This window comes from Algoriphagus vanfongensis DSM 17529, from assembly GCF_000429465.1.
Taxonomy (GTDB): Bacteria; Bacteroidota; Bacteroidia; order Cytophagales; family Cyclobacteriaceae; genus Algoriphagus; species Algoriphagus vanfongensis.
The window spans coordinates 150505-162900 of record NZ_AUBX01000009.1; the positions used below are offsets into that span (position 1 = coordinate 150505).

13 protein-coding genes are annotated in these 12396 nt (G+C 41.9%); all 13 read left to right on the forward strand.

Annotated elements, in window-relative coordinates; all coding sequences use genetic code 11:
• The first annotated feature begins 157 nt into the window (after window positions 1-157).
• The 13 genes from G460_RS0101835 (at window position 158) to G460_RS0101895 (ending at window position 12309) form a co-directional block, all read left to right on the forward strand.
• Window positions 158-832: a ComEA family DNA-binding protein gene (locus G460_RS0101835; protein ID WP_026953770.1), complete on the forward strand. Its 675-nt coding sequence runs from the start codon at window positions 158-160 to the stop codon at window positions 830-832.
• A 35-nt stretch (window positions 833-867) separates the two neighbouring features.
• Window positions 868-1341, forward strand: a complete 474-nt coding sequence (locus G460_RS0101840; protein WP_026953771.1) for a type I restriction enzyme HsdR N-terminal domain-containing protein — start codon at window positions 868-870, stop codon at window positions 1339-1341.
• A 70-nt stretch (window positions 1342-1411) separates the two neighbouring features.
• The gene (locus G460_RS0101845) at window positions 1412-2128 is read left to right on the forward strand and encodes a Crp/Fnr family transcriptional regulator (protein WP_026953772.1); all 717 of its coding nucleotides are present in this window, start codon (window positions 1412-1414) and stop codon (window positions 2126-2128) included.
• 36 nt (window positions 2129-2164) lie between these two features.
• The gene (locus G460_RS0101850; RefSeq protein ID WP_084421129.1) at window positions 2165-2677 is read left to right on the forward strand and encodes a rhodanese-like domain-containing protein; all 513 of its coding nucleotides are present in this window, start codon (window positions 2165-2167) and stop codon (window positions 2675-2677) included.
• A 69-nt stretch (window positions 2678-2746) separates the two neighbouring features.
• Window positions 2747-3505, forward strand: a complete 759-nt coding sequence (locus G460_RS0101855; RefSeq protein WP_026953774.1) for a DUF547 domain-containing protein — start codon at window positions 2747-2749, stop codon at window positions 3503-3505.
• A 21-nt stretch (window positions 3506-3526) separates the two neighbouring features.
• Window positions 3527-4879 carry an NAD(P)/FAD-dependent oxidoreductase gene (locus G460_RS0101860; protein WP_026953775.1) on the forward strand — a complete coding sequence of 451 codons (1353 nt, stop codon included), beginning with the start codon at window positions 3527-3529 and terminating at the stop codon, window positions 4877-4879.
• The gene (locus G460_RS0101865; protein ID WP_026953776.1) at window positions 4876-6420 is read left to right on the forward strand and encodes a 4Fe-4S binding protein; all 1545 of its coding nucleotides are present in this window, start codon (window positions 4876-4878) and stop codon (window positions 6418-6420) included. Before G460_RS0101860 ends, G460_RS0101865 begins: the two co-directional genes overlap by 4 nt.
• Window positions 6413-7885, forward strand: a complete 1473-nt coding sequence (locus G460_RS0101870; protein WP_035463739.1) for a cellulose synthase family protein — start codon at window positions 6413-6415, stop codon at window positions 7883-7885. The genes G460_RS0101865 and G460_RS0101870 overlap by 8 nt, the downstream gene beginning before the upstream one ends.
• Window position 7886: 1 nt before the next feature.
• Window positions 7887-8576, forward strand: coding sequence for a glycosyltransferase family 2 protein (locus G460_RS0101875; protein WP_026953778.1), 690 nt, complete (start codon window positions 7887-7889; stop codon window positions 8574-8576).
• 38 nt (window positions 8577-8614) lie between these two features.
• Complete coding sequence (locus tag G460_RS0101880; protein ID WP_026953779.1) at window positions 8615-9499, forward strand: hypothetical protein; 885 nt, start codon at window positions 8615-8617, stop codon at window positions 9497-9499.
• Window positions 9496-10842: a glycosyltransferase family 87 protein gene (locus G460_RS21245; protein ID WP_051315873.1), complete on the forward strand. Its 1347-nt coding sequence runs from the start codon at window positions 9496-9498 to the stop codon at window positions 10840-10842. The genes G460_RS0101880 and G460_RS21245 overlap by 4 nt, the downstream gene beginning before the upstream one ends.
• Entirely contained in the window at window positions 10839-11558 is a 720-nt protein-coding gene (locus G460_RS0101890) for a hypothetical protein (protein WP_026953780.1), read from the forward strand. Before G460_RS21245 ends, G460_RS0101890 begins: the two co-directional genes overlap by 4 nt.
• 13 nt (window positions 11559-11571) lie before the next feature.
• Complete coding sequence (locus G460_RS0101895; RefSeq protein ID WP_026953781.1) at window positions 11572-12309, forward strand: DUF6503 family protein; 738 nt, start codon at window positions 11572-11574, stop codon at window positions 12307-12309.
• The last annotated feature ends 87 nt before the right edge of the window (window positions 12310-12396 follow it).

Genomic DNA, 12396 nt, shown 5'->3' on the forward strand with positions numbered 1-12396 from the left:
ACTATGCACTGGAATAGGCGTTTTGGTCTTGACTTCAGGAAATTTAGAATTTATCTAAATAATCAAGGTCTTATTTTATGCTACAAAGGTGGCCAGAATTGCGTTTCAGTGCCAATATTCTTAATTTATAGCGTATAGTTTTTATCTATTGTTTGCTATGAGAAAGCTCCATCGATTTTTTTATAAGTTGAAGCAAGAGGTAGGGCTTTCCTACCAAGAATCCCGGGGATTTATGGTATTGATTCCAGTTTTGTTCTTATTGCTAATGGGGCAGCTATGGGTGAAAAGTAATGCTTCGCAAAAAAGCTCAATTTCATCCGTGCAATTGGATTATTTGATTGATTCGTTAAATAAGGCAGGTTTTCAACCAATAACTTCACCGCTCCCATTCAACGAAGTCAGGGATACCACTCGTTCCAAGTCTAAGTCAGCACTTCAGAAAATACCATTCTCTCAATCAGATTCTGTGACCTTGCAGATTGTACCGGGAATAGGTCCAGCTTTGGCATCCCGAATTATTAAGTATCGTGAAAGTATAGGTGGTTTTTTTGCACCTAGCCAATTACTGGAGGTGTATGGAATTAGCGCGGAGGTGGAGCAGCGAATGTGGGAGTACTTTGTTTTTGATGCTGTGATCTCCAAGAGATTGAGGATAAATGAACTCGAGACAGCAGATCTCGCAAAACATCCCTATATCGGCTATGGCGAAGCCAAAGTAATAGTAGCATACCGTCAGCAGCATGGACCCTACCTGAAAGCGGAAGATTTGCTACACATCAAAATTTTCACTGAAGAGTGGGTAAAGAAAATAGCACCTTACTTAGAGTTTTGATGGGAGTTTTTTCAAAATACTGAGATATTTGCAGCATGAATTCATCAGATGCAGGAATCAAGCTGCCGCTATTACAACTCCCCGAAATCACACCCACACTCAGCCAAAAAGATGGTAAGGTTTGGATTTTTGACGCTTTGCGAAAAAAAGATTTGGTGTTGACACCGGAGGAGTGGGTCAGACAGCATTGGATTTCTTTTCTGATTCAGCACCAGAGTTTCCCCAAGGGCTTGGTGGGGCTAGAGAAAGGTTTGAAGTACAATCAGCTTCAAAAGCGAACAGATCTGCTGGTCTATGATCAAGAGGGGAAACCCTACTTACTAATCGAGTGTAAGGCACCTCAAGTCAAACTGAGCCAGAGCACGGTGGAGCAGGCTTGCCTGTATCACAGCAGACTCCAAACACGCTTTTTAGTGCTGTCAAATGGCCTGAAACACATTTGCCTTGAATGGGACTCTGAAGTCAACTCATTTAAGCAACTTAAAACTTTCCCTCCAGCCCCAAATTAGTCGTTGATATTTATGATTTTAAGCAGTCATTTTTTAACTTAAAAAAATCGAAAACACTTCTCCTAAACTCATGTCATCGTCCCATTCTAATACACCTTGTGAGCTTTGTGCCAGTAGAAAATATTCGCTAATGGCGGGATTGAGCGACACTCAAATCTGCACCATTTCTGATCATAAAAATTTGATTTCACACCGCAAAGGGCAGGTGCTCTATTATGAAAATACCAAGCCGTTGGGGATTTTTTGTATCAATTCAGGCGTGGTCAAGGTCTATAAAACAGCTTCCAATGGGAAAGAGCAGATTGTACATCTTGCTCAAAAGGGAGATTTTTTGGGTTATGCGGCATTGTTGGGCGAGGAAAACTATACCAATTCTGCGATGATCGTAGAGGATGCGAAGATTTGCTTTATTCCCAAAGAAGCTTTTCTCACCACCTTGATGACTAATTCTGAATTTTTTAAAAGAGTGACTAAGCAGATCTCTCATGAACTCGGTGTCATGGAAGAAAAGCTGACCGATGCCACCCAAAAAAGCGTGAGAGAGCGCTTGGCGTATGTGTTGCTCCATTTGGCGAGCTGCTATGGGATCGAAGGTGGAGAAAGTCAAAAAATCGATTTGATTTTGAGTAGAGAGGAAATTGCGGGAATAGTGGGGACGGCCACAGAATCTGTTATTCGCTTACTTTCTGAATTTAAAAAAGACGACTTGATCGAGTTTGACGGGAAAAAGATCATCATCAAGGATAAGAGAGGCTTGGCAAGACTTTCTGATTTTTATGCAGCCTGAGTAGAACACTCCTAGGTGTATTACAGTTTTCCTTTTATGCTAAAGAATAATCTAGCCCTGTTTACCTCCAAGATCTCCCTGGTGGTACCAATTCTGTTTTTGATTTATTCGGGATTGGCAGCCCAATCTATTCCTTATCAAGCCATGCTCTCTGTACTGTATGAGGATGATTTTCCTGTGATCAAACCAGAAGAAATCAAAGATTTAGGGCAATTTCAGGTATTGGATACGCGAGAAAGGGAGGAATATGAAGTCAGCCATTTGAAAAATGCAACTTGGGTGGGATATGAGACATTTCCAGAATTTGATTCTCAGATCTTGGATAGGTCCAAACCGATCTTGGTGTATTGTACGGTAGGAGCTCGATCTCAGGATATTGGTCAAAAGCTTCAGCAAGAGGGTTTTGAGGTTTACAATCTTTATGGAGGGATTATCCACTGGGTCAATGAAAATCACCCCGTATTTCAAAATTCTTCAGAGACTCGACAAGTTCACACGTATTCACAAGCTTGGGGGATTTGGCTCAGCAAGGGAGAAAAAGTCTATTGATTCAGGTTTTTTTCCCGGATCTCTGCATCTTCATCTGGTTTTCTGCGTAGGTATCAACTATTCAATTTCATGCGTCACCTCTTTTTTTACTTTCTATTTCTGCTTATTGTCTGCTCTTGCCAGGGTCAATCTCTGGGGACAGCCGGCAGTACTCCACCCAATCATTCACTTTGGGATCAGTTGCTTTCTAAGCATGTCAAACCTGGAGGAAGAGTAGATTATGCCGGTTTTATTCGTGACAAAGAGCAATTGGAATCCTACCTGAAGAGTTTGTCAGAAAATGCCCCAGATCGGAAAACCTGGTCCAGAGAGGATCAACTGGCTTATTGGATCAATGCTTACAATGCCTTTACTGTCAAATTGATCGTGGATCATTATCCAATAGAAAGTATTCGAGACTTGGGACCAAAGCTGAAGATTCCGTTGGTCAACGACGTGTGGCATTACAAATTTTTTGAAATCGGCGGAAAAGAAACCGATCTAGATGAAATTGAGCATGGAATTTTGAGGAAGGAATTTGAGGAACCCCGTATTCATTTTGCCATTAATTGTGCCTCCGTATCCTGTCCTCCATTACAGCCTTTTGCTTTTACAGCTGATCAGCTGGAAGCTCAACTGGAGGCTGTAGCCAAAGAATTTGTCAATGATCCATCTCGCAACCAAATCCAGAAGGATGAAGTGCAGGTATCAGCTATTTTCAATTGGTTTTCCGGGGATTTTACGAGGGACGGTTCTTTGATTGATTTTCTCAACAGCTATAGCAAAATCCGAATTGACTCGGATGCTAAAGTCACTTATCTGGATTACAATTGGAGTCTGAATGATTAGTCTTAATTTGAAAAGGAATTGATGGACTCTACAAGACATATCTTGATCATCGGAAATGGAATAGCCGGTGTGACTTTGGCCCGGCACATTCGGAAGCGCGATGAGCAGGTCCGAATCACTCTGGTGTCAGGTGAGAGTAAATACTTTTTTTCTCGTACAGCTTTGATGTATGTCTTCATGGGACATATGAAATTTGAGCATACACAGCCCTATGAGAATTTTTTTTGGGAAAAGAATAGAATCAACCTCAAGGAAGGCTGGGTAGAATCAGTGGATTTTGATCGCAAGCAACTGTCGTTAAAATCTGGGGAATCTTTGTCCTACAATCAATTGGTCATTGCCACGGGGTCCAAACCGAATAAGTTTGGCTGGCCGGGACAAGAGCTACAGGGAGTGCAAGGTTTGTATTCCAAGCAGGATTTGGAGCTGATGGAAGCCAATACGACATATGTAAAGAGAGCGGTAATCGTAGGAGGCGGACTGATCGGGATCGAAATGGCCGAGATGTTAGCCTACAAAAATATTCCAGTTACATTTTTGGTGAGGGAAAAAGGATTCTGGAGAAATGTCTTACCACAGGAAGAGTCAGAGTTGATCAGTGAACATGTGAAGGAGCATCATATTGATTTGAGGTTGGAGACTGAGCTATCAGAAATCCTGGACGATGGAAATGGCAGAGTAAGAGCCATCAAAACAAATCAGGGAGAAGAAATCCCCTGCGAATTTGTGGGATTGACTGCCGGTGTGAAGCCAAACGTGGATTTTCTCAAAAATTCCAAATTGGAAGTGAATCGTGGAGTCATGGTTAATTCAAGATTTGAAACCAACATCCCTGATGTTTATGCAATTGGTGACTGTGCTGAATTTCAAGAAAAGCCTGCTGCAGATCGGAAAAATATAGAGCAGGTCTGGTACACCGGGAGGATGCATGGAGAGACATTGGCTTTAACCCTAACTGGTCAAATCACAGAATATCAGCCTGGTGTTTGGTTTAATTCAGCCAAATTCCTAGACGTGGAATATCAAACCTATGGAATAGTTCCCGCTGATTGGAATGAGGATGATTTTAAAAATTTTTACTGGCAACACCCGCAAAAAAAGGTAGCCTTTAGAATGCTGATGGATACAGGGGGCAAACTGATAGGTGTTAATAATTTTGGTTTTCGATTGAGCCATGAGTTTTTTGATCGTGCGATCAAGGAAGGCTGGTCTGGACAGAAAGTAATTGCTCAGTTGAGCAAGGCGAATTTTGACCCGGAGTTTTTCGCTCCTTTCTATATCGAGATTCAGAAGGAATTTTTGAAACAAATCGGAGGAGATTTCAAGCCAGCCAAACGGACTTTAATTCAAAAGCTATTGGGAGCGAGCGTATGAAAGTGATTCAGAAAATAGGGTTGTCTTTGTTTTTGATCGGATTAGTGGTCTTTACGGCAATTCCATTCCTAGGCAGCTACCAGCTGAGTCAGGAAATGGTCGAGGTCAATACCAAAGAGCTCCATCTGGAAAAGATGCAGGAGATCCTGAGTCCGATTTATGATGAGGTTTACTCTTCCAATTTTCAATTTTTAGGTGCATTCAATCAAGAGTTTGGAGCCTATAATGATGCATTGAAAGCAGAAGGAAAGTGGGATGAGGTTATCTGGGATGATTATAGTTTTCCTCTTGCAAAAGCCGCCTTGAGCAGCCCGGTGAAAGCAAATCCGTGGTTGTGGATGTCTCTATCTATAGGGTTGGCGGTGCTGGGAGGTCTGGCATACAATCTTCCCAAGTACCAAGGAGAACCAGAAGGAGTCAAAAACAATGGAATTTTCCATTCTAAAATGAAAAATCGAGGTTGGTTGGGGATTTTGACAGGGACCTATCTGATTCTATTTTATGTGATTCTGTATTGGTTTCCAGCCTACCTGGTCAATCTGGTTGCGATGGTGGATCCTCTGAGTAGGATTTTATCTGGCAATCCCGCAAGTCAGTGGTTTTTGTATGGATTTGTATACACGCTAGCCATTTTGGTGATGGGTATTCGGATGTTTAGAAAATACCGAGGCAATAAATATCAGCAACTTCGAACGGCTTCCGTGATGTTTTTCCAAACCGCTTTTGCCTTTTTGATTCCGGAAATCTTGGTTTTGCTGAATCAGCCCTATTTTGATTTCAAAAACATCTGGCCACTGGATTACGATTTTTTCTATTCTTATCAGTTGGATACCTTCCTTTCCAATGGTTCGGTGGGGATGTTTATGTTGATTTGGGGGATTATGTTGATAATTATTGGCGTACCTCTTTTCACGTACTTCTATGGTAAAAGATGGTATTGTAGCTGGGTATGTGGATGTGGTGGACTGGCCGAAACTGTCGGCGACCCTTATCGTCAGCTTTCTGACAAGAGTCTCAAATCCTGGAAAATAGAAAGATATTTGATCCACGGAGTTTTGGTTTTGGCTGTGGTCATGACTGTGTTGACGATTGCCAATTATTTCTCAGATTTTTGGTTGCTGGGCGATGTGACCAATCAGCTGCACTCATTTTATGGCTTTGCCATAGGTTCGGCGTTTGCCGGAGTGGTCGGAACGGGGTTTTATCCATTTATGGGGAATCGGGTTTGGTGCCGATTTGGCTGTCCATTGGCTGCTTATCTGGGGATAGTTCAGCGATTTAAGTCTCGCTTTAGAATCACCACCAATGGAGGACAGTGTATTTCCTGTGGCAATTGCTCTACCTATTGTGAGATGGGGATCGATGTCAGATGGTATGCTCAAAGAGGTCAAAATATTGTAAGATCCTCCTGCGTGGGTTGCGGGGTATGCGCTTCGGTCTGTCCGCGTGGTGTATTGAAACTAGAAAATGGTCCAGAAGAAGGCCGCATCAATGAAATGCCGGTGATCATCGGAAATGATTCTGTGAAAATCAATGCCTGAATTCATCGCATATCTTTTACTGGGAGTTTACCTTCTGGGAATGACTTTTATATTCATCTATAGTCTGGCCCAAGGACATTTATTGCTTCATTTTCTGAAAGCAAAGAAGAAAAAATCTGATCTGAGGACCCTCAAAAATGATTTCCCGAAGGTGACTGTTCAGCTCCCAATATTCAATGAGTTGTTTGTAGTGGAGAGACTGATTGATTCGGTGGCGAAACTGAATTATCCCTCTGAAATGCTTGAAATTCAGATTTTGGATGACAGTACTGATGAGACAGTCCAGATCATTCAGGAAAAAATCAAAGAATATCCGCAGCTTAATTTTCAATACATTCACCGTAGCAATCGACAAGGATTCAAAGCTGGTGCCTTGAGAGAAGGATTGGACAAAGCTTCTGGGGAGTTTATAGCGATATTTGATGCGGATTTCATTCCCGAGCCGGATTTTTTACTTCATACGTTGCCTTATTTTAAAGAAGAAAATGTGGGAATGGTACAGTCTCGCTGGACTCATTTGAATGAAAAATATTCGCTGCTCACCAGACTTCAGGCTTTTGCCTTGGATGCTCATTTTTTGATCGAGCAGATTGGAAGAAATCACCAAGGAGCATTTATCAATTTCAATGGAACTGGGGGGATTTGGAGGAAGCAATGCATCATGGATGCTGGCAACTGGCATGACGATACCTTGACTGAAGATTTGGATTTGAGCTATAGAGCTCAGAGAAAAGGGTGGGAGTTTGTATATCGACCGGAAATCAAATCTCCAGCCGAATTGCCACCCGTCATGTCTGCTATCAAATCTCAGCAATTTAGATGGACCAAAGGGGGAGCGGAGTGTGCGGCTAAGCATGCCTCTAAGGTATTGTCTGAAAGTCATTCCTTTACGGTGAAGTTTCACGCCATGGCCCATTTGTTCAATAGTACCATTTTCATAGCGGTGCTGCTGGTCAGTTTGAGTAGTTTGGGAGTCTGGTGGATGGGCTATCAGGGGCTTTTGCCTGAAGTAGGATTAAGAGTTGCAGGTGTGTTTTTGGTTGGTTTTGCATTGATTGCCTTGGTGTATTTGTTTTCTTACCTCTATCGGGAGGAAAGGAAATCGAAGAGTTTCTTGCAGGCCTTGTTTCTGCTCCCCTTATTTCTATCCGTGTCGATGGGACTAGGGCTTCACAATGCACAGGCAGTTTGGGAAGGTCTTTCAGGGAAGAAATCACCCTTTGTGAGAACTCCCAAATTCAACCTTGAGGGAGGAAAAAGCAAGTTGAAAAACAACCTCTATCTTACTTTTAAAATGCCTATAACTACTTGGTTTGAAGGTCTTCTATCGCTTGTATTTACAGCGATGGTAGTGATGGCATTTTTCCATCACCATTACCTCTTTTTGCCTTTTCATCTGATGTTGGCAATAGGCTATTCCCTTGTATTTATCACATCATTCAAATCCTACGCATTAGGTCGATAATATGTCCCAAGCAATCGTAGACGTCATTATTCCTGCTTTCAATGAGGAGAAATCCCTTCCCAAAGTTATTCGGGATATTCCTGCCTTTGTCCGCAATGTGGTGGTGGCAAATAATAATTCCACTGATCAGACAGCTGCTGTCGCGAAGCAGTCCGGAGCGGTGGTGGTATTTGAGGCGCAGAAAGGGTATGGTAAAGCCTGCCTTACCGCGATGGATTGGGTTAAAAGTCAAGAAATTCAGCCTGATATTATCGTTTTTTTGGATGGGGATTACAGCGATTATCCCGAAGAAATGACCGGTTTGGTTCGGCCGATTATGGAAGGTAGAGCTGATATAGTCATTGGCTCCAGAGCTTTGGGTCAAAGAGAAAGTGGATCGATGACTGTTCCGCAGGTATTTGGGAACTGGCTGGCGACGACCATGATGAAATACATTCAAGGAGCCAAATTTTCGGATTTAGGCCCATTTAGAGCGATTGATTGGCAAAAGCTCCTGAGTCTGAATATGGTGGATCAAAACTTTGGATGGACTATAGAAATGCAGATCAAAGCTCATCAGGCTGGATTGAAATATATGGAAGTACCTGTCAAGTATAGAAAGCGCATCGGTGTCTCCAAGGTCAGCGGCACGGTGAAAGGTGTCTTTGGTGCAGGATATAAGATCATTTTGACGATTTTCAAGTATTGGTAAATTTGTCCAACTTAGACAGAAACTCTAAAAGCTCATTCATGAAAAGGTTTTCCTTTGTTCTTCTGATCAGTTTTTCACTTTTGCTGGCTTCCTGCGCACCTCAAAGCAGGGAAGGTGTTGATCTGGACCAGTTTGCAGGATATTGGTTTCAAGGCAAAGCCGAAATCAATGTCTTTGATCTCCAGCAAAGTCGGTATGGGGAAGTGAGAGAGGGAAATGCAGTCATGATCTTCGTAACGGAGGATTTTTCTAGAAGAAAGCAAGTGAAACTGGATGATCCCGCTGGTGTGGGAGCTGATGCCCGAAAAGTACTCAAGCTAAATATGACAAGGGAATTTGTGACTGGAGTTTATCCATATCACACGATGCTTTCTGTTTTTACGCCAGTAAATGATGAAACGAACTCTTATAAATTGGCAGCCTCTGTCACAGAATGGTGCGGACAGGCTTTTACCCAGATGAACTGGAAAAATTCAAAGTATAAGATTCAGTCTTTTTCGTATTTCGAGTCTGAAGGTGATCAGGAATTGACCATAGAAGCTCAAGCAGAAGATGAATTGTTTAATTTGATTCGAATCAATCCAGATTTGATTGCAGAAGGAGATGCCCGACTGATTCCCAGTCTGATCTATCAGCGATTTTCACATGTGGAAATGAACGATTACCGAGCAAAAATTTCTAAGTCTGATCTAGGGGATAATACCTCCGAACTAGTCGTGTTTTATCCGACTCTGAATAGATCACTTAAGATACAATACAAAGCATTTTTCCCCTTTGAAATCCTAGCATGGGAGGAAATCCAAATCAAAGGAAATGGTGATCAGGAAGTCACCAAAGCAGTTCGAAAAAAATTGGAATTGTCAGATTATTGGAATAAGAACGAAAAGCTATTTGAACCGCTGCGAAAGGATCTTGGACTTTGAAATCCTGGATCACCAAAACTGGGCTGCTAGCCGGAACTGTTGCTTTAGTCATTGCTATTTATTGGCTAGGTTATCACGTACTTAGAGAGGAGTTTTTCTCTTTGTTTTTGGGCTTTGTTGTCGCGTTTTCAGGAATGCTTGCGATCTATTTTTCGTATTCAAAAGCTGATACATCTTGGAAAAAAATCTTTTGGATTGGGTTGGGGCTGAGGCTGTGCTTGTTGTTTTCTGTGCCTAATTTATCTGAAGACTATGTGAGGTTTTTATGGGATGGCGAGTTGGTTCGATTGGGAGAAGACCCGTATCGACTCAAGCCTTCGGAATGGATGGAAGAAACAGGAAATGCCTCGGCTCTTCAGGCTCAGCTTTTTGATGCAATGAATTCCCCGGATTATTATTCCGTTTACCCGCCATTGAATCAATTGGTGTTTTGGATTGCAGCAGAAGCCATGTATGGATTTGTCTGGAATGGATATTACACTCTGAGATTGCTTCTTTTGTTCTTTGAAACTTTCACTTTTTTTGCGCTCCTGAAACTTTCGAAGCGATTTCTACTACCGATCCGCCAGCTCATCTTGTACTGGCTCAACCCCTTTGTAATCATGGAAATCTCGGGCAATCTTCATTTTGAAGGAATTGTTCTCGTATTTCTTTTATATGCCTTGATCGCTTATTCCAAAAATAAAAAGTTCCTGTCGGGCATGAGTTGGGGGCTAGCGATCGGGATGAAGTTATTGCCGTTTATTCTTTTTCCAGCGTGGTTTTTCTTTCGAAAAATCAAAGAAAGTCCGTTTTTCTGGATTGGTTCGCTAGTGGCATTGGTTGTTTCATTTGTTCCACTGGTGTGGGACGATGCCTGGGTCAAGTTCTTCGAAAGTCTGAAACTGTATCAAGGCAAGTTTGAATTCAATGCCTCGGTGTACTACTTGCTCCGTGAGCTTGGATACTGGATAGAAGGCTATAATACAATTGGTTATCTGACCAAAATATTAGGAATTGTTCTGATTGTAGGAGTTTGGTATGGAGCCTGGAGATCCAAGCCTCAATCCTTGTCCAAGTTGATAGAACTGTGGATCGGTATTTATTTGTTTTACCTGCTGCTCCAACCGGTTATGCACCCTTGGTATTTGATCCCTGGATTGGGACTGAGTGTGATTTCTGGAAGGGTCACATTTGTGATTTGGAGTTTTACATCAATTTTTTCCTATCAGGCCTATGGAAATGCGGATAACTTTGAACAACCCATATTTCTGATTTTGGAATACAGTTTGGTAGGGATAGGCATCTTGTGGGATTACCGTCCACAGTCATTTAATTTCATGAAAAATTCAGTTTCTATATGAGAGTTACTTCATACATGTTGCTCCTTCTGATTACTTTCTTTGCCTGTAAACCCAAAGAAGAGCGAGAGGCGATCGATCTATTGGGAAAAGCAATTGAAGCGCACGGAGGAGAGAAAGCTTTTGAAGATATGAGTGAGATCCAATTTAGAAAATGGACGCAATTGCTGGACGAAAATGGAGATGTCGAATCAGAGACCGACCAATTGATTCAGTTTCAACTGAAGCCATCCTTAACAGGAAAAATCTCCTGGGAAAAGGATAGCATCAAGCATGTGATTGAGTTTGACGGAGAGCAGACTAGCTATAAGATGGGGGAGAATTCAGTTCAAAATTCAGGTTTTCTTCAAGCAAAAAGAAAGGAGTTTGATGCGGCCTATTATGTAGTCATGCAGCCATTGATGCTGCTGCAGGAAGAAAACGTGAAGCTTGTTTATGAGGGAGTACGGACGGTTTTTGAAAAGGAAGTGCAAGTCATTCGCGCAGAATATGGTCCCGATGAAGATGTTTGGTGGTATTATTTTGACTCGAAAACCAACCTAATGGCCGGAAATGAAGTACAACTCAAGGATCATAGAAGTCAAATCGAGAATTTGAGTTTTAGCCAAGCCGGAAATCTGAAGTTTTATGGTCAAAGAGAAAGCTATCGGGTAGATGAAAATGGAAACCGGAAGTTTCTTCGGGCCATTTATAGTTATTCTGATTTTCAATTGAAATAAGTAACAGAAGCTAATGAGGTATTTAGTAGGATTTGTATTGAGTGTATTTCTGATTTCTTGTGAAAGTAAATCTGAAGCTGATAAAATTGTGGATTTGGCTATTGAAGCGCATGGTGGAGATACTTATGCGAGTTCTCAAATTGAGTTTGACTTCAGAGATATCCACTACACCATAGAGAAAACTCCAGCTGGTTTTGAATATTCTCGGGAATTTTCCGACTCAACTGGCCTGGTCAAAGATGTACTTACTAATCAAGGCTTTGTCAGGACTGTCAATCAAGTGGCCATCGATACGCTCACGGAAGAGAGAGTTGGAGCTTTTTCCCGCTCAGTCAATTCTGTCGCTTACTTTGCCTATTTACCATACGGGTTGAATGACGCTGCAGCGATCAAAACTTACCTTGGCCGTACTGATATCAATGGGGAATCGTATGATTTGATCAAAGTGACTTTTCAGCAAGATGGAGGAGGAGAAGATTTTGATGATGAGTTTTTGTATTGGATCGGTACGGAGGATCATTTGGTGGATTTTATGGCCTATAGCTACCACACAGATGGAGGAGGCGTACGGATGCGGGAAGTGAGTCAGGTGCAAGAAGTAGGCGGTATTCGCTTTCAAAATTACCTCAATCTCAAGCCGGAGGATAAAAATACTCCTGTGGAAAAGATGCAAGAACTCTACGAAAAAGGTAAATTGGAATTGCTCTCAGAGATCAATCTTGAAAATATTCAGGTGAGACCATTGGACTAGCTTAGCAAAAGTTTGCAATGGGATAGATGTCTGAATCATAACAATAGCCCATTCAGTTTTGCGAAAAATTCAAGTAAGATATTTATT